The sequence below is a fragment of the Paraburkholderia sp. RHO2 genome (assembly GCF_050955445.1).
Lineage (GTDB): Bacteria > Actinomycetota > Actinomycetes > Mycobacteriales > Mycobacteriaceae > Prescottella > Prescottella agglutinans_A.
Genome location: NZ_CP162617.1, coordinates 3,238,682 through 3,256,614, shown reverse-complemented (window position 1 = coordinate 3,256,614; position 17,933 = coordinate 3,238,682). Strand labels below are relative to the sequence as shown.

The 17,933-nt window shown below is 71.3% G+C and carries 15 protein-coding genes and 1 pseudogene; 8 read left to right on the top strand and 8 right to left on the bottom strand.

What is annotated here, in order from left to right; genetic code table 11:
- Positions 1-39: 39 nt before the first annotated feature.
- From ABTV10_RS15100 to ABTV10_RS15085, 4 genes are all read left to right on the top strand, one after another.
- On the top strand, positions 40-1,002 hold the full coding sequence (locus ABTV10_RS15100; protein ID WP_499028167.1) for an ROK family protein: 963 nt from the start codon (positions 40-42) through the stop codon (positions 1,000-1,002).
- A 167-nt stretch (positions 1,003-1,169) separates the two neighbouring features.
- Positions 1,170-1,907, top strand: a complete 738-nt coding sequence (locus tag ABTV10_RS15095; RefSeq protein ID WP_499028166.1) for a lysophospholipid acyltransferase family protein — start codon at positions 1,170-1,172, stop codon at positions 1,905-1,907.
- A 14-nt stretch (positions 1,908-1,921) separates the two neighbouring features.
- On the top strand, positions 1,922-2,584 hold the full coding sequence (locus ABTV10_RS15090) for a SanA/YdcF family protein (RefSeq protein ID WP_499028164.1): 663 nt from the start codon (positions 1,922-1,924) through the stop codon (positions 2,582-2,584).
- A 37-nt stretch (positions 2,585-2,621) separates the two neighbouring features.
- Positions 2,622-3,812: a DUF8686 domain-containing protein gene (locus ABTV10_RS15085; protein WP_499028163.1), complete on the top strand. Its 1,191-nt coding sequence runs from the start codon at positions 2,622-2,624 to the stop codon at positions 3,810-3,812.
- 21 nt (positions 3,813-3,833) lie between these two features.
- Here the strand turns inward: ABTV10_RS15085 and ABTV10_RS15080 are convergent.
- A pseudogene (locus ABTV10_RS15080) lies at positions 3,834-4,559 on the bottom strand (glycosyltransferase family 87 protein); the annotation flags it as partial.
- 335 nt (positions 4,560-4,894) lie between these two features.
- Here ABTV10_RS15080 and ABTV10_RS15075 point away from each other — a divergent pair.
- Positions 4,895-5,386 (top strand): polyadenylate-specific 3'-exoribonuclease AS, encoded by a 492-nt coding sequence (locus tag ABTV10_RS15075; RefSeq protein WP_433605097.1) that lies wholly within the window; start codon positions 4,895-4,897, stop codon positions 5,384-5,386.
- A gap of 90 nt (positions 5,387-5,476) precedes the next feature.
- Positions 5,477-6,862: a class II 3-deoxy-7-phosphoheptulonate synthase gene (locus tag ABTV10_RS15070; RefSeq protein WP_499028162.1), complete on the top strand. Its 1,386-nt coding sequence runs from the start codon at positions 5,477-5,479 to the stop codon at positions 6,860-6,862.
- A 101-nt stretch (positions 6,863-6,963) separates the two neighbouring features.
- On the opposite strand, the gene pknB is transcribed toward ABTV10_RS15070, so the two are convergent.
- Positions 6,964-8,964, bottom strand: coding sequence for a Stk1 family PASTA domain-containing Ser/Thr kinase (gene pknB, locus ABTV10_RS15065; RefSeq protein ID WP_499028160.1), 2,001 nt, complete (start codon positions 8,962-8,964; stop codon positions 6,964-6,966).
- Between the two features lie 155 nt (positions 8,965-9,119).
- On the opposite strand from pknB, the gene ABTV10_RS15060 reads away from it, so the two are divergent.
- Positions 9,120-9,488, top strand: a complete 369-nt coding sequence (locus tag ABTV10_RS15060) for an Rv2175c family DNA-binding protein (protein ID WP_499028159.1) — start codon at positions 9,120-9,122, stop codon at positions 9,486-9,488.
- Positions 9,489-9,494: 6 nt separating this feature from the next.
- Here ABTV10_RS15060 and ABTV10_RS15055 read toward each other — a convergent pair whose 3' ends face one another.
- The 4 genes from ABTV10_RS15055 to ABTV10_RS15040 all read right to left on the bottom strand — a co-directional run bounded on the left by ABTV10_RS15055 (position 9,495) and on the right by ABTV10_RS15040 (position 14,841).
- The gene (locus ABTV10_RS15055) at positions 9,495-10,430 is read right to left on the bottom strand and encodes a phytoene/squalene synthase family protein (RefSeq protein ID WP_499028157.1); all 936 of its coding nucleotides are present in this window, start codon (positions 10,428-10,430) and stop codon (positions 9,495-9,497) included.
- Positions 10,431-10,443: 13 nt separating this feature from the next.
- The gene (locus tag ABTV10_RS15050; protein ID WP_499028156.1) at positions 10,444-12,057 is read right to left on the bottom strand and encodes an alpha-(1->6)-mannopyranosyltransferase A; all 1,614 of its coding nucleotides are present in this window, start codon (positions 12,055-12,057) and stop codon (positions 10,444-10,446) included.
- A 103-nt stretch (positions 12,058-12,160) separates the two neighbouring features.
- Positions 12,161-13,690 (bottom strand): phytoene desaturase family protein, encoded by a 1,530-nt coding sequence (crtI, locus tag ABTV10_RS15045; protein WP_499028153.1) that lies wholly within the window; start codon positions 13,688-13,690, stop codon positions 12,161-12,163.
- 29 nt (positions 13,691-13,719) lie between these two features.
- Positions 13,720-14,841: a polyprenyl synthetase family protein gene (locus tag ABTV10_RS15040; RefSeq protein WP_433605083.1), complete on the bottom strand. Its 1,122-nt coding sequence runs from the start codon at positions 14,839-14,841 to the stop codon at positions 13,720-13,722.
- A 173-nt stretch (positions 14,842-15,014) separates the two neighbouring features.
- Between ABTV10_RS15040 and metF the strand changes: the two genes are divergently transcribed.
- Positions 15,015-15,986, top strand: a complete 972-nt coding sequence (gene metF, locus ABTV10_RS15035; RefSeq protein ID WP_499028151.1) for a methylenetetrahydrofolate reductase [NAD(P)H] — start codon at positions 15,015-15,017, stop codon at positions 15,984-15,986.
- 29 nt (positions 15,987-16,015) lie between these two features.
- On the opposite strand, the gene ABTV10_RS15030 is transcribed toward metF, so the two are convergent.
- Both ABTV10_RS15030 and ABTV10_RS15025 read right to left on the bottom strand, forming a co-directional pair.
- Positions 16,016-17,188, bottom strand: coding sequence for a glycosyltransferase family 2 protein (locus ABTV10_RS15030; protein WP_499028149.1), 1,173 nt, complete (start codon positions 17,186-17,188; stop codon positions 16,016-16,018).
- Between the two features lie 11 nt (positions 17,189-17,199).
- Entirely contained in the window at positions 17,200-17,928 is a 729-nt protein-coding gene (locus tag ABTV10_RS15025) for an LppM family (lipo)protein (RefSeq protein WP_499028147.1), read from the bottom strand.
- Between the last annotated feature and the right edge of the window lie 5 nt (positions 17,929-17,933).

The window sequence follows — 17,933 nt, the reverse complement described above, 5'->3', positions numbered from 1 at the left end:
GCGTACCGCCTCTGCGTCCGAGTCGGCACAATCAGCGAGGTGGACAGCGCCGAACTTCTCACCGTGGGTGTCGACGTCGGAGGAACGAGCATCCGGGCATCCGTCGTCGACGGTGACGGTGAGGTGCTCGACACGACACACGTTCCGACGCCGCACTCCGAGAACGCCCTCGAACACGGCATCGACCGGGCCGTCCGGGAACTCGCGGGCCGCCACGACATCGCGGCGGTCGGCCTCGCGGTGGCGGGGTTCCTCGACTCCGACCGCACGACGGTCCGGTTCGCCCCGCACCTGCCGTGGGTCGACGCACCCGTTGCGCGCAGCCTCGGGAACCGACTCGGCCTGCCGGTCGTCCTCGAGCACGACGCGAACGCTGCGGCGTGGGCGGAATGGCGTTTCGGTGCGGCCGCGGGCGGGCGCAACGTCGTGGTCGTCGCGATCGGTACCGGGATCGGGGCGGCCCTGCTGATCGACGGCCACCTCTACCGCGGGAGCTTCGGCGTGGCGCCGGAACTGGGGCACCTCCAGGTGGTCCCGGACGGCCGCGCCTGCGCGTGCGGCAAGCGTGGCTGCTGGGAGCGGTACTGCAGCGGGACAGCCCTGGTCGACACGGCGCTGGAGTTGCTCGCGGCGGATCCGTCGGCGTCGACGGTCCTGGCCCGGGACGTCGCGGTCGATCCCGGCGCACTGACCGGCCGCCGGATCGCGGTGGCCGCGTCCGACGGGGACACGTTGGCGGTGGCCACGTTTGCCGATTTCGCGAAGTGGCTCGGGGTGGGCCTGGCAACGGTCTCGGACGTCTTCGACCCCGACCTCATCGTGATCTGCGGCGGCGTCGGCAGCTCCGCGCCGCTGTTCCTCGACGACGCCCGCGAGCACTATGCGCGGCTCGTCACCGGTTCCGGACACCGTCCGCTCGCCCGGATCAGGCACACCCTGCTCGGCGAGGCCGCCGGGATGATCGGTGCCGCGGATCTGGCTCGGGCGGCGTTGCGGAACTAGTTTCGCGCGCGGCAGCCGAACCCGCGGCCGCGGGTCCGCGCGGAACCGGGCGTGACCCGGCCACCTGTGGCAGTGGTCGAGACTGCTGAGTACAGTCTTGTGCATGGCGAGTGCGGGTCGGGGCCCGGACGGGCCAGGGGGGCGGAGCACTCGGACGGAAGGACGCCATGTGGTACTGGCTGTTTAAGTACGTGTTGTTGGGTCCGGTGATGTGGCTCCTCGGTCGGCCGAAACTCGAAGGCGCCGAGAACATTCCGGCGGACGGCCCGGCAATCCTGGCCAGCAATCACCAGGCGGTGCTCGACTCCTTCTTCCTCCCGCTGCGGTGCCCGCGGCGCATCACGTTCCTCGCGAAGAGCGAGTACTTCACCGGCACCGGTCTCAAGGGTGCCTTCCAGAAGTGGTTCTTCTCCGCCGTCGGTCAGGTGCCGATCGACCGCACCGGCGCGTCCGCCGCGAAGGACGCCCTCGACGCCGGACTGCGGGTCCTGTCGCAGGGCAAGCTGCTCGGGATCTACCCCGAGGGCACGCGCTCGCCGGACGGTCGCCTGTACAAGGGCAAAACCGGCATGGCGCGGCTCGCTCTCGAGTCCGGCGTCAAGGTCATCCCTGTCGCGATGATCGGCACCGCCAAGGTCAACCCGATCGGCTCGCGCATGTGGAGGCCCGCGAAGGTCACCATCCGCATCGGTGAACCGATCGACTTCTCCCGCTTCGAGGGCATGGGCGGCAACCGGTTCGTCGAGCGCGCCGTCACCGACGAGGTGATGTACAAGCTGATGCGCCTCTCGGGGCAGGAATACGTGGACATCTACGCGGCGACGGTGAAGAACCAGGGAACGGACGCGAACCCGGCCCAGTCGGCAGCCGACGTCGCCCGAATGCCCGACACCCAGGCCGGCTAGCCCTGACGCCCGCGGTGCCACGGCCGGGCCGCCGCGCGCTGCGCGGCAGCGCACTGCTCGCCGGATCGGCGGCGTTCGTCGTTCTCGCCGCGCCCACCGTGTGGATCCGGATCACCGCCGCGGGGCACCTGTACGACGTGGATGGCGCACCCGACGCGCCGGTCGCGATCGTGCTCGGCGCCCGTGTACGTGCCGGACGGCCCATGAAGTTCCTCCGCGGCCGCCTCGACACCACCGCCCGCCTCGTCCGGGCCGGTGCGGTGTCCGTCGTGCTCGTCTCCGGTGACGCCCGCGGCCGGTCCGGAGACGAGATCGCGGCGATGACCGGGTACCTCGTCGAGTCCGGGGTGGACCCGCGCCGGATCGTGGCCGACCCGTATGGCCTCGACACGTACGACACCAGCGTCCGCGCCGCCCGGACCTTCGGGATCCGGCGGGCCCTCGTCGTCACCCAGCCGTTCCACCTGCCCCGCACCGTCGCGCTCGCGCGCCACGCCGGCATCGACGCCGACGGTGTTCGGGCGGGGCGCGCCGGTGGCAGACGGTCGACGCTGGTGAAGAACTCGATCCGCGAACTGCTCTCGTACCCCAAGGCGGCGCGGGACGTCCTGCGCGGACGGGACCCGAAAGTGGTGTCGCCGCCGGTGGATTCGGTGGCCGACGCGCTCGCTCGATAGCGGCCCCGGCGCTCCGGCGCCCGGTATCTTCCCAGTGGTGTCAGCCGTATCGTTCGCACGCACCCGGCCCCGCCTGTTCTGGTCGTTCGTGGCGGCCGTGATGGTGACGCTGTACGCCGGATCCCTGCTCGTGTACGGGCTGACCGACCACGAACGTGCTGGTGATTCGACAGAATCGGTCGCGGACGACGAGGTGGTCGTCGTCGTCACGCCGAAGGCGATGCATCCCACCGCCGATCGGCTCGACGCGGAGGTCGGCATCGTGCCGGGCACGAACTTTCGCACCCCGCGCGGCGACACCCTGGCGGCGCCCATCAGCCTGCACATGTCGCCGACCACGGCCCGGTCGGAGTTGGTGTTCCCGGCCGGATCCGCCCCCACCACGCGCGACGTGCAGTTGATCGTCGACGGGCAGTCGGGCAAGTGGCCGTTCGACCTGTTCGGCATCGAACCGCTCGTCGTCGAGGCGTACAGCGGGGTGGGGGACGGGGTGGAGGTCCACCGCACCCGGGTGGTGCTCGACGAACGGATCGAGGGGTGGCAGCTGAGCTACGACCCCGTCGTCGTCGACGAGGAACTCGCGCTGACCGGCAACGGCCTGGCCGTGAGCGTGCACCGATCGGCCGGCACCCTCGTCTACGCGCTCATCCTGCTGGTGATGATGATCGTCCTGGCGGTGCTCGCGGCCTTCGTCGCGATACAGACCGCGCGCCGTCGTCGACTGGTGCACACCGACATGCTCGGGTGGATGGCCGCGATGCTGTTCGCGGTGGTCCCGATGCGCGGCATCCTGCCCGGCAACCCGCCGATCGGCTCGTGGGTCGACATCGCGGTGACCCTGTGGGTCGTGGTGACCCTCGTCTGCGCGCTCGCGGTGTACGTGTACTGCTGGTGGCGCGACACCGCCGCGGAGGACACGTCAGGCCACGGGAGACAGCTTCACCGGCCCGTCGGCGTTGTTGCCGACGGCGGCACCGCGCCGTCGGAGGCACACGGCCACGGCCGCGATCACCGCGACGGCCCACCACACGTACGCCGACGCCAGGAACTGGTCCCACCACGGCCAGCCGGTGCCCTCCCAGCGTCCGTGTCCGAGCCGCCAGTGCGGGGCGATCACGAACAACGCCCAACTGGCCATGACGCCGGCGCCCAGGACGATGCTCCGCCGTCGGTACGCCTCGACGCCGACGAGCAGCAGCAGCGGGGCGACCCAGACCCAGTGGTGTGACCACGACACCGGCGACACCAGCAGCCCGAGCAACGCGTTCACGCACAGCGCCAGCGCCGTCGCGCCGGCCGAGAAGGCGCGATGCATCGCGACGGCCGCGAGCACGAGCACCGCGGCGCTCAGGGCCAGCCACAGCACGCTGCGCAGCGACGGATCCAGACCGAGGCGTGCGAGGACGCCGGTGATGCTCTGGTTCGCCGGGTACGCGGGCCCACCGATCCGCCCGGAATCGAACAGCGTGTCGGTCCAGTACTGCCACGAATCCTCCCGCGTGAGCAGGAACCCGAGCGCGCCGAACGCCACGAAGCTGAGCCCTGTCGTCACCGCGGCGCGGACGTCCTTGCGGACGAGGAAGAACAGCACGAACACTGCCGGTGTGAGCTTGACCGCGGCGACGAACCCGATCAGCACGCCCCGTGGCCACGGCGTCTTCTTCAGCAGGCAGTCCGCAGCGACGAACACCATCAGCAGGATGTTCACCTGGCCGTAGTCGAGCGTCGAGTACACCGGCTCGAGGGTCAGCGCGGCCCCGGCGGCGGCCAACGCCGTCCACAGCAGCGTCGTGCGCGGCGCGACACCGATCGACGCGAGCGTGAGCACCAGCGTCGCGAACAGCGCCACGAGCGACAGCGCGGTCAGCACGATCCCCGCCGCCTCGAGAGAGATCGCCGACATCGGGCTGAACACCACCGCCGCGAGCGGGGGATACGTGAACGGCAGGCCCACGCCCGACAGCGTCGGCGGCATCGAGCCGTACAGCGGGCCGCCGTCGGCGAACACGGACCCGCCCAGCCGGTAGACGTCCAGGTCGATGCGGTAGTAGAAGCCGACGTCGCGCAGCCCCGGAATCCCGACGAGGTGGTACGTGGCACCGAACGCGCAGGTCAGGACGATCACGATCCCCGCGGCCACGCCGAGCGGTGAACGCCACCAGGACGGCTGATTCGTAGGGTCGCTGCCCTCGGTGGGGGGACTGCCGGCCGAGTCGGCCGAGTCGTCAGTAGGGGTGCGCACCAATCCATCCTTCTACGAACAGGGGGCGCGGTGTCGAGTGCCCCGGCGCGCGGGCATAGGCTCCCCCCGTGCGCTACTTCTACGACTGCGAGTTCATCGAGGATGGTCGCACAATCGAGCTCGTCTCGATCGGTGTGGTTTGCGAGGACGGGCGCGAGTTCTACGCCGTGTCCACCGAGTTCGATCCGGAACGGGCCGGTAAGTGGGTGCGCCGCAACGTGCTGCCCAAGCTGCCGCCGCCGGCGTCGCCGCTGTGGAAGAGCCGCGCGCGGATCCGCGACGACCTGATGAAGTTCCTCGTCCCGCGCCCCGGCATCGAACCCGAACTGTGGGCGTGGGTCGCGGCATACGACCACGTCGCGCTGTGCCAGCTGTGGGGTGCGATGACGGAACTGCCGTCGAACATGCCCCGCTACACCCGCGAGCTGCGCCAACACTGGGACTACCACGGGTGCCCGCCGCTGCCGCCGGTACCGGACGATGCGCACGACGCGCTCGCCGACGCCCGGCACAACCTCGCGAAGTTCGAGGCGATCGAGGCGTTTCGCGCCGTTCGGTGAGCGGAATCACGCGCCGCAGCCGGTGCAACGATTCCCTGTCAATGGGGGCCTTCGCTCACTCGGAGCGGGCGAGGCGAATATCCTGTAGTCGTGAACTGGACTGTCGACGTTCCGATCGACCGCTTGCCCGAACTGCCGCCGCTGCCCGCCGCCATGCGTGAGCAGCTCGACGCCGCACTCGCCAAGCCGGCCGCACAGCAGCCGCAGTGGCCCGCCGACCAGGCGGCCGCCATGCGCACCGTCCTCGAGAGCGTGCCGCCGATCACGGTGGCGAGCGAGGTGGAGGCGCTGGCGCAGAAGCTGGCCGAGGTGGCGCGCGGTGAGGCCTTCCTGCTGCAGGGCGGTGACTGCGCCGAGACCTTCGCGGACAACACCGAACCGCACATCAAGGGCAACATCCGCACGCTGCTGCAGATGGCCGTCGTGCTCACCTACGGCGCGAGCCTGCCGGTGGTCAAGGTCGCGCGTATCGCCGGCCAGTACGCCAAGCCGCGGTCGTCGAACACCGACTCGCTGGGCCTGCAGTCGTACCGCGGCGACATGGTCAACTCGCTCGTCGCCGACGAGTCCGTCCGCGTGCACGACCCGTCGCGCCTGGTCCGCGCCTACGCGAACGCCAGCGCCGCGATGAACCTGGTTCGCGCGCTCACCGGTTCCGGGATGGCCGACCTGCACAAGGTCCACGACTGGAACCGCGAATTCGTCGCGTCGTCGCCCGCCGGCGCCCGCTACGAGGCCCTCGCCGCCGAGATCGACCGCGGCCTGCGGTTCATGAACGCGTGCCGCGTGACCGATCCCAACCTGCAGTCCGCGCCGATCTACGCCAGCCACGAGGCCCTCGTGCTCGACTACGAGCGCGCCATGCTGCGGCTGGACAACTCGGACGATCACCCCAAGCTGTACGACCTGTCCGCGCACTTCCTGTGGATCGGCGACCGCACCCGTCAGCTCGACGGCGCGCACATCGCGTTCGCCGAACTGGTGTCGAACCCGATCGGCCTCAAGATCGGTCCGAGCACCACGCCGGAGCAGGCCGTCGAGTACGTCGAGCGTCTGGACCCGACCAACAAGCCGGGCCGCTTGACGCTCATCTCGCGCATGGGCAACCAGAAGGTCCGCGACCTGCTCCCGCCCATCATCGAGAAGGTGCAGGCCACCGGGCACCAGGTGATCTGGCAGTGCGACCCCATGCACGGCAACACGCACGAGGCCACCACCGGCTACAAGACCCGCCACTTCGACCGCATCGTCGACGAGGTGCAGGGCTTTTTCGAGATCCACAACGGCCTCGGCACCCACCCGGGTGGCATCCACGTCGAACTCACCGGTGAGAACGTCACGGAGTGCCTCGGCGGCGCACAGGACATCTCGGACGTCGACCTGTCCGGTCGCTACGAGACCGCGTGCGACCCGCGCCTGAACACCCAGCAGTCGCTGGAGTTGGCGTTCCTGGTCGCGGAGATGCTGCGCGACTAGCCCCACGACGGCCACGGAAGGGTCCCTTCGGGCGCAACACAGCGCGTGAAGGGACCCTTCCGCCGTCTCCGGGGATCGCGGGGGCAGCGACGCCCCGACGATCAGAGCAGCGACGTGAGCGTCACGGTGCTACCGGGCGCCACCCGGTCGCCGGCGCCGGGGGTCTGCGAGATGATCAACGATCGGTCCGAGCTCACGATCTGCCGCACCTCGTACGGCAGGCCCAGACGGTCCAGTTCGGCCTTCGCGGCCGCCACCGAGCGGCCCAGCAGAGACGGCACCTTCACCGCGTTCGACACCTTCAGCACGACGCTGGCGCCGGCCTTGACGGTGGTACCCACCGCCGGATCGGTTCCCACCGCGTCGCCCGCGTCGATCTCGTCGGCGAAGACCTGCTGCACCTCGCGCACCGTGATCCCCACCGAATCGAGCGCCTTGCGGGCCGCGTCCTCCGACAGGCCCGACACGTCGGGCACGTCCACGGGCGGGGCGCCCTTGCTGCGGATCATGCGGACCTGCGAGCCCACCGGAAGCATCGTGCCGGGCGTCGGTTCGAGCGCCGCGACCGCGCCCACCGGCACCCGCGCACTGAACGCCTCTCCGCCGTCGACGGGGACGAACGTGCGTTCCCGCAGCCCGGCCTCCACCGCGGCGACGTCGCCGCGGCCGGTCACCTCGGGCACCGTGGGTCGGCCCAGCGACACCAGCAGCGTCACCACCGACCCGCGTCGCACCTTCTCGCCGCTGCCCGGATCGGTCCCGACGAGCGCGTCGACCGCGACGGTGTCGGAGTACGCGCCCTTCGTCTCGGCGGTCAGTCCCGCGGCCTCGATGGTCTCGGTGGCGGCGGCAGTGTCCTGGCCGTCGATCACCGGGACCGCCGCGTACCGGCCGGAACCGAGCCACCACCCGCCGAATCCGACGGCGACCGCGACGAGCAGCACCACCAGCAGCCACACGAGCACCGTCCGCCGGGACCCGCGCAGGCGCGCCTCGATGCCGCCCAGCGGTTGCGCCGGGGGGCGGTCGGTGGCGTCGGCCCGCGCCTCCGGCGGCCGTGGCGTGACGGTCGTGACGACCTTGGTGTGCTGAACCGCGTGCGGCCCACCCGTGTCGGGTGCCGGCGTCGCCATCACGGTCGTCGGATCGTGACCGGGCGGAGCCTCCGGCTGCGGGGCGGGCGACAGGGCGCGGGTGGCGGCATTGTTCGGTGCGGGGCTGTTCGCGACGTTCGGGACAGCCGCCGGCTGGGCCGTGCGACGCGGCGCGGGCACCCGGTAGGCCGGCAACTGCAGTTCGGTGCTCACCGACCGCAACTGCGTCGCCATCGCGCCGGCGTCGGCGAAGCGAGCGTCGGGATCGCGCTCGGTGGCCCGGACGACGAGCTCGTCGAACTCCGGTGGCACGCCCTCGATGAGCGTGCTCGGCTCCGGGACGTCGTTGTCGATGCGCTGGTACGCGATCGACAGTGACGTGTCTCCCGTGAACGGGGTGGCGCCGGTGAGCATCTCGAACAGCAGCACACCCGCCGCGTAGACGTCGCTGCGCGCGTCGGCGGTGCCGGTGGTGACCTGCTCGGGGGACAGGTACTGGGCGGTGCCCAGGATGACGCTGCGCGACGTGGTGTTCGACGCGGCGATCGCGCGCACCAGCCCGAAGTCGGCGATCTTGACGTCGCCGGCGTGCGAGATCAGCACGTTCTCCGGCTTGATGTCGCGGTGCACCAGGCCCGCGCGGTGCGCGACGGCCAGGGCCTCGAGGACCGGCCGGGCAACGGCCGCCGCCGCGTGCGGGGGCATCGGGCCACGCTCACGAAGCAGTTCGCGCAGCGTGCCGCCCTCGACCAGTTCCATCACCAGGAAGGCGTGCTCGCCGTCGCTGCCCTGGTCGTGGACGCCGACCAGACCCGGATGGTTGAGCCGGGCCACCGCGCGCGCCTCGAACTCGAAACGGGCGAGGAACTGCGGATCGGCCGCGAACTGCGGATCCATCACCTTGATCGCGACGGGACGATCCAGTCGCAGGTCCATGCCGCGGTAGACGGTGGACATGCCACCGCGCGCGATCGGTGCATCGATGCGATAGCGCCGATCCAGCACCACACCGATCAACCCTCGACCTCCGGGATTCAAGCTCGCGCCCCCTAGCCTTTCCGTGCACAGATTCATCTCGATCGTAGTCAGCCGCGGCCATTGTCCCGATTCCGCGATGCAGGCCGTGGTCGTACCGGCGGCGTCGACCGGATAACGTTACGGGAGTGAGTGCTATCCCTTACTGCGATGACGTGTTGGACCGGTCGATTCCGCTGCTGCAGCTGGCAGACGTGTCGAAGGGGATGGGTCTCGCGGTCACCCGCGTGCACCAGCTGCTGCGCGACCACCACCTGATCGCCGTCAAACGTGACGGCGTGCTCGGCATCCCCGAGGCCTTCTTCGGCGACGACGGCCAGCCCGTCCGGCTGCTGTCCGGGCTGATCATCGTCCTGCGCGACGGCGGATACGAGGACGAGGAGATCCTGCGCTGGCTGTTCACCGCGGACGACACGCTCCCGGGAACCCCGATCGACGCGATGCACGGGCACCAGGCCCGTGAGGTGGTCCGCCGCGCCCAGTCGATGGCCTTCTGACGGGTCCTACCGCGGCCCGGTGACCGTCCGGGCGAGCAGCGGCAGCGCGACGGCCAGGCGACGGTGCCGCGGCACCGTCGCCCGGCGATCGAGCACCCGAAACCCGCCGTTCTCGATCTCGTCGAGAATCTCGGCGTACAGCACGTATGCAGCGCGCATGCCCGGTCGGACCCGAGGCTCGAGCATGTCGAGCCCGGGTTCAGCCCGGCGGTAGAGCGCCCGGGTGACCGCGACGAGGTGCGCCAGCGCTCGGCGCAGGCGCGGATCGACGGTGCCGGTGCGGCGGCAGTGGCGCATCAGCTCGACATCCACATCGAACACGCCGAGCTCGTCGGCGGGAAGGTAAACCCGTCCGCGGTCGAGGTCCTCGCCGACGTCGCGGAGGAAGTTGGTCAGCTGGAACGCCTCGCCCAGCGCGGCCGCATACGGTTCCGCGACCGCCCGCGGCACGGTGGTGCCCAGGACCGGGAGCATCTGCAGCCCGATCACCGCGGCCGACCCGTACATGTACCGGCGCAGCGCGGTCATGTCCGGGTACTCCGCGCGGAAGCCCGGCGTACCCGGGATGTCCATCCGCATCGAGTCGAGGAACGCCCGAAAATACTCGACGGGGATCGCGTACCGCAGGGTGGTGTCGGCGAGCGCGCGGACCACCGGCCCGGTACGCGCGTCGCTCACCGGGCGACCCGCCAGCGCGTCGTCCAGTTGCGCCTCGACGACGTCCAACGCGGCAGCCCGCTCCGCCGGCGCCCGCCCGGCGCAGTCCACATCGACGACGTCGTCGACGGTGCGAGCGAATCCGTACAGCGCGTACACGGCCGGACGCCGCTCGACCGGCAGCAGGCGGGTGGCCAGGTAGTACGTCCGGCCGTGCTCGGCCGCGAGGCGTCGACAGCGGCGGTACGCCGAAGGCAGATCGTCGAGCGGAACGGTGGTGGTCACGGCACGGGACGGGTCACAGCGGGGCGGAACGTCGCTCGGGGGCCTGCGCCGTCAGATGCTCGGCGACGCGTGCCGTCGCCTCGGGCACCACCTTCTCCGACACCGACCGCAGCCGTAGCGGATCTACCGTCTTCAGCGAGACCGCGGCCACCACCGCGACGAACGTGGCGAGCGCGACGTGGAAGAAGGAGTACATGCCGAGGCCGCCGTCCGGCTGGAACACCAGCATCAGCCACGTCGAGAGACCGACGAGGACCTGCAGCGTCCGGGTCGACATCGAGAAGCCGGCGGCGATCGCCAGCGGCCACGAGTAGTACCACGGCAGCGCGGCGGGGGACAGGATCACGATCACGACCAGGGCGACCAGGATGCCCATCACGGCGTCGCGTTCGGTCTTACGGAACCGCCACCAGATCCACACCAGCAGGCCCGCGAGGGCGACCGCGCAGATGCTGCGTGTGACCTCGAGGACCGGGGTGAGGCTCAGGCCTGTGAACCATCCGGTGCCGACCGTCACGATGTGCGCCATGATCGTCGGCAACGACAGCCAGTTGATGATCTTCGCGGATCCGGAGAGCGCCGTCAGCCAGCCGAGACCGACACCGGCGATCGCGGACGCGGCCGTGAAGATGGCCGCGAACACAGCAACTCCGATGCCCGCCGCCCGAACGAACGACGCCACCGGTGTCGCCGGCTCCCGGCCCTCGGCCAGGGCGCGCTCCCGCTCGTGGATCATCCAGATCCACACGATGAACGGCAGTGCGATCCCGGCCATCGCCTTGACCGCCACGCCGAGCGCGATGATCGCGATGGCCGCGATGTGCTTGCGGTCCAGGGCCAGCGTGATGCCGGCGACCATCAGACCGACCATGAGCAACTCGTTGTGCACGCCGCCGATGAGGTGGATGAGCACCAACGGATTGAGCACCGCGAGCCACACCGCGATCGTGGGCTTGCCGCCCAACTGTCGGGCCAGTCGCGGCAGCGCCCACATCATCAGCGCCAGACCGGGCAGGAACGCCACCCTCAGCAGCATGGTGCCCGCGATGACGTTGTCGCCGGTGATGGTGGTGACACCCTGGCCGATCAGCAGCGAGATCGGGCCGTACGGCGCCGTCGTGGTCGTCCACACGTTGCTGACGTTGTCGAGCAGGATGCCCGGGTTGACCACCGGGCCCACCGCGTACGGGTCGAAGCCGTCGCGCAGCAGCGCGCCTTGCGCGAGGTACGAATACGCGTCGCGGCTGAACATCGGGACGGCGAGCAGCATCGGGGCGGTCCACAGCGGCACCGTCCACAGCAGCGAGCGCAGTCCGACACGGCCCTTGATCGTGGAGCGACCGAGCCGCACCCACGCGATGATCATGGACAGGACGCCGGCCCAGATGATGATCGTCGACAATGCGTAGCCGTGGCCGAACCGCAGCCACGACAGGCGGAGCTCCTCGAGCAGTGGGTCGTGCCGGCGCACGCTGCCGGCGCCGAAGCCGCCGAATGTGATCATGATCGCACCGGCGAAGCCGAGGATCGTCGCATGTCCCTCGGGGGTCCGCAGGTAGTCGGCGCTCGCGCGCAGCCACGACCGGCGGTCGACCGAGGCGTCGGGGATTCCGGAAGAGGCCGACATCGGTGCAGGTTCCTCCCCCGGAAGAAGCGTTCGGTGATGCCCGGTCGCGTCGTGGCGGCCGGGAAGCATGGGACGGGTAGTCAGTTTAGTGGGTCGTCCGCGATTATCCGGCAAGCCCTGCCTCCGAGCGGCCGCAGACGCGTTCCGCGGCCAGTTTCCCCGAGATCAGGACGGTCGGCACTCCCACGCCCGGCGTCGTCCCCGATCCGGCCAGCACGATGTTCGTCCCTCGCGAGGCCAGGTTGCGGCGCCGGAACGGCCCGGTCTGCCGGAAGACGTGCGCCGGGGCGAACGGGCTGCCGGCCGCCATGCCGCGGGCGGCCCACGTCGCGGGTGTATCGGTGTGATCGACGACAAAGTCGCGGGTGATCCCGTGATAGCCGCGGCGCTCGAGGGTCTGCAGCAGTTCCTGGGTGTAGGCGTCGGCGAGCGCTGCCCAGTCGAGCGGGGCACTGTCGAGGTTGGGGCATGGCGCCAGCACCGACAGCGGTTCGTGGGTCAGGCCGTCCCGCGTGAGCTCGAGTGCCGGATCGGTGACCGCGGGCCGGGTGATCAGCAGTGACGGATCGCTCATCAGTCGGCCGTGACCGGGACGGGCCGCGATCTCGGCGAACGTGCGTTCCCACTCGGCACCGAAGTCGATCGTGTGGTGGTGCGCGGCGCCCCAACGCGCCGTCGTCGCCCGCGGGATGGTCCCGTGCAGGACCACCGCGGACGGGGAGATCCGCTGCCGACGCTGCCGCCGCGTGCGCAGCAGATCGTCGACGACCGGCAGATCCGGGGTGAGCACGAGAGCGTCGCACGGGAAGATCCGACCGTCGGCGGTGTGCACCGCGCGGGCCCGCTCACCGGATCGCTCCACTCGGACAACGTCGGCGCCGAGGTGCAGGTGGCCGCCCGCCGACGTGAACGCGTCGGCCATCGACGCAGCGATCGTGTGCATGCCGCCCGCAGGGAACGAGACCCCCAGCGAGGTGTCCATGTGGGCGATCGCGCCGTACACCGCGAGCGCCTTGGCCGGCGCGACACCCGCGTACAGCGCCTGGAACGTGAAAATCCGGCGCAGCCGCGGATCGGTGACCCGCCGGCCCACCTGCCTGCCGAGCCGGCCGAACCCGCCCGCCGTGGCCAGGCGCGCCAGGTCGGTCGCCGACTTCCGCGTCGAGAACAGGTCCAGCGGCGAATCGAAGTTCGCGTCGATGAACGTGTCGAACTCGGCGTCGAACACCCGGGCCAGCCAGCGGCGCAGGTCGAGGTAGCGGCGCGCCTCCTCCGCTCCGCACACGCGCGCCACCTCGGCGACCATCCGCTCGGGGTCCGAATGCACGTCGATCGTCGAACCGTCCGCGAACCGCGCGTGATACGCCGGATCCAGCCGGTGCAGGCGCAGCGGGGGAGTCGTCGTGTCGAAGTCGGCGCCGACCGCGGCGAGGGCGTCGCGGACCAGTTCCGGCATGGTCAGGACGGTCGCGCCGTTGTCGATGACGTACCCGGGCCCGCGATACGTCCCGACGCGGCCACCGGGCCGGTCGGCGCGCTCGAGCAGCGTGACCTCGCGGCCGCTGCCGCGCAGGTACAGCGCGGCCGACAGTCCCGCGAGCCCGGCGCCCACCACGACGACGCGGTCGGTCACCCCGCGGACGGTACGAACGCCCACGTCGATCAGGCGTCCCGGCGGGTGACCGCGATCGCCATCTCCCGCAGCCGACGCTTGCCCTCGTCGGTAGCGGTACTGCCGTCGAGGGCCGCGAGCGCACTGTCGGTGAGCTCGGCGATCCGGCGCTCGGCATCGTCGACCGCGCCCAGGTCGGTGATCAGCGACCGCAGCCGTTCGACCTGCGCGTCGGACAGGTCGGTGCCGATCGCCTCCCGCAGGACCGCCGCGGCCGCCGGATCGGTCTCGTCGGCGCGCTGGAGCGCGACCGCGAACAGCACGGTGCGCTTGCCGGCCCGCAGGTCGTCCCCGGACGGCTTCCCCGTCACGTCGGGATCGCCGAACACGCCGAGCAGGTCGTCGCGCAGCTGGAACGCGATGCCGATGTCGGTGCCGAAAGTGCGGTACGCGTCGACGAGGGCGGCGTCGGCGCCGGCGATCGCCGCACCCAGGTGCAGGGGACGCTCGATCGTGTAGGCGGCCGTCTTGAACCGGTTGACCCGCAGCGCGGACTCCACGGACTCGTCCGCCCGCACCTCGTTGCTGATGTCTAGGAACTGGCCGCCGAGCACCTCGGTACGCATCGCCGACCACACGGGGGAGATGCGGATGAGGGTCTCGTGGTCCAGCCCGGCCTCGCGGACCATGTCGTCGGCCCAGGCCAGCGCGAGATCGCCGAGAAGGATCGCCGCGGCGCGCCCGAACTCGGCCGAGCCGCCGCTCCACTGCTGCGCGCTGTGCTGGTCGGCGAACTCCACGTGCACCGTGGGGAACCCGCGACGCGTCGTCGACGCGTCGATGATGTCGTCGTGCACCAGCGCGCACGCCTGGACCAGCTCGAGGGCCGCGGCCGCGCGCAGCGCGGCGGGAGCCTGCGTGCCCTGTGGATCGCCGCCGGCGCCGAGCCAGCCGGTCCATGCGAACACCGGACGCACCCGCTTGCCGCCGCGGAGAACGAAGCTCTCGAGCGCGGCGACGGCATCGGAGTAGCTGCCACCGACCTCCCGGACCGTGTCGGCACGGGATGCGAAGAACTCGCGGAGCGACTCCTCGACCAGATCGGTGAGCGGTGGGGTGGACTGGGTCAGGCGAGTGGACTCACCGGCTCCGGCGGACAGGACTGCCTCCAAGTTGACTCGAGGACTCGATGTCGAGCACAGACTGCTGCGCGGCGGCCAGGCCCGCGCGGAAAAAGCCTTGCCCCCACCTTAGTGGGCGTCGTCGATGCTCCCCGAAGCGGTGACCGAGGCGCGAGCATCGACGCGATGAGGGCGACCGGCGCTGGTCAACCTATGCTTGTTCGGTGACATTCGATGCCGTTCGGGGGCGCAGCAGCGCAGGTTGGGTGACCCAGACCCCTTCGATCGTGGACCGTATCCGCTCCTCCGACAGCGGTCGGATCCCCTTCTCCGTCGAGTTCTCGCCGCCGCGCGACGAGGCCGCCGAGGAGCGGCTGTGGCGCGCCGTGCGTGCGTTCGAGCGGCTCAATCCGGCGTTCGTGTCCATGACGTACGGCGCCGGGGGGTCCACGCGCGACCGCACCGTCCGCGTGACCGGGCAGATCGCCGAGGAGACCACCCTGCTGCCCGTTGCGCACCTCACGGCGGTCGGCCACAGCATCGACGAGCTGCGGGCCATGTGCGGCGCGTACGCCGACCGCGGGATCAGCAACATCCTCGCGTTGCGCGGCGACCCGCCCGGGGATCCGCTCGGCGAGTGGGTCAAGCATCCCGACGGTGTCGAGTACGCCGAGGACCTCGTCCGCCTGGTGCGCGACATGGGTGACTTCCACGTGGGCGTCGCGTCCTTCCCGGAGGGTCACTACCGCGCCCCCGACCTCGACCACGACACCAAGTACCTGGTGTCGAAGCTGCGCGCCGGCGCCGAGTACTCGATCACGCAGATGTTCTTCGACGTCGAGGACTATCTGCGGCTGCGTGACCGCGTCGCGGCGTACGACCCGGAGCAGGCCGAGAAGCCGATCATCCCCGAGATCATGCCGATCACGTCGCTGCGGTCGGCCCGCCGCAGCCTCGAGCTGTCCGGCTCGCGGTTGCCTGCCGAACTCGACGAGCGGCTACGGCGTGCCGCGGGCGACGGCCCCGAGGAGAACCGCGCCGCGGTGCGCGAGATCGGCATCGAGATCGCGACCGAGATGGCCGAGCGGCTCATCGCCGAGGGCGCACCGTGCCTGCACTTCATCACCCTCAACTTCGCGCGCGCCACCAGCGAGGTGCTCGCGAACCTGGGAATGTCGGCGTCGGCCGCGGTGTGACGGTGTGACACCGTCCGGTCCGTCCCAGCTCAGGTGACGGCCCGGTCCTTCCACTGCAGCCGTCCGCGCCGGTGCGCGCGGTGCGAAGCGGCGGTGAGACCGATCAGCCCGACGACCGACGCAGGATGGGCGACCGCGTCCACCACGTCGCGGACGCCCGGGCCGGCCCCGGTCTCGACGGTGCGCGTGGTCAGCCGCGACGCGACTGCGGCGGCGTACCCCGCCGCACCCCACGCCCGGGTGCGTCCGCGCCCGAACAGTGCGGCGGCCGGGGGCAGCAGGTACGCGAGCGCGGCGGCGGCCGACACCGCAGCCGAGCCGGCAGGGGAGCCGAACGCCGTCCACAACCACCGCGTGTATCCGGTGCGCAGGGCCGTCGCGCTGGTGTACATCCGGCACGACGCCAGGTGCTGTCCGGCGGCCACGGCGGTCCGCTCACCGCGCCGCCGCAGCGCCCGGGCGATGTCGAGGTCCTCCGTGAAACTGTCCGCGACGGCGACATGGCCGCCGAGCCGGTAGTACGCGGCGGCGTCGAACACGAGGAACTGCCCACACGCGACGACCATCGACGGGCGCGTGTTGCGGGCCGCGACCGCGACCGGCAGCGACGCGAACCACGACCAACACAGCAGCGGCTGGATCAGCCGCTCGACGGCCGACTCCGCGTCCTGCCGGGGCCATGGCGACACCAGGTGGGCGCCAGTGCGCCGCAATTCGGTGACGGCGGCCGCGAGGGCGTCGGGGGCCAGCCGGACGTCGGCGTCCAGGAAGACGAGCGCGCCGGGCCGCCGCGGATCCATCAGGCGTGTCGCATGCTCGGCGGCGCGGCGGCACGCGGCGGTCTTGCCGAGCCAGCCCGGCGCCGGCGCGCCGGTGCTGCTGATCACGGCGAAGCGGCCGTCGCCGTCGAACGCCCGTCGGGCGACGTCCGCGGTGCCGTCGGTGGAGTCGTCGTCGAGGACGAGGACCCGCAGCGTGCCGAGTCCGCGCTGGGCGCGCAGATCCGCGACGAGCTCGCCGATCCGAGCGGCCTCGTTGCGGGCGGGCACGACGACGGTGACCGGTTCGGTCACCGGGGCCGCGTGCAGGCGGGGCAGCGCGGCGGCGTTCGCGGCGGCGACGGCGGCGCCGCCGATCGCCAGGCCGGCCCCGATGCGCGTGGCGGCGGCCAGGGGGTCGAAGCGGTGGAGCGGTGGAGCCACGCGGTGCAGGGTCACCGCGACGACGTCGCGACCGGCTGCTCGGCCGGGGGTCCCGGCGGCCGCGTGCGATTGCGCGTCGCCCACGCCATGACGCCGACGATCGCGGCGACGGCGACCGCGACACCGGCGGCCATCCCGGCCCAGCCGGCGAAGCTGCGGGTACTGGGGTCGGCGTAGCGGACCTCGGCGCGCAGCGTGCTGACGTCGCCGGCCGGCAGCTTCCACGTGACGGTCGACTCGCCCTCACGGGTGCCGTTGGTCGTGGCCACGCGGGCGGGGAAGGCGATCGTGAACTGCACGTCGGTGCCCTGAGCTGGGACGTTCTCCAGGTCGACCCGGCCGTCCAGGCTCACCAGGTCGCCGGCGCGCCGCAGCGACAACTGCAGCGCGGTGCCCGTCTCGCTGTACATCGAACCGAGCTTCTGGACGTCGCCGAACGACAGGCCGCTGAAGAAGGCCTGCGAGCCGACGTAACCGTCCTTGCGGTACTCCTGCACCCGGATGCGGTTGGAGAGCGAGTCCGGCGGGGTCAGCTGCGGGCCCTTGTCGTTCTCGTCCTTCGGCACGGTGGCCGCGACGATCTGGCCGGAGACCTTGTCGTCGGCGGACACGCCCATCGACACCTGGACCCGCAGGCACCCGGCGAGCAGCGGTACGAGGAGCAGCGCGAGGGCTGCGGTGGCGAACACGCGGAGGCGGGAACGGGAACGGACCGAGGGGCCGGATGTGGACGATTGCACGGGAA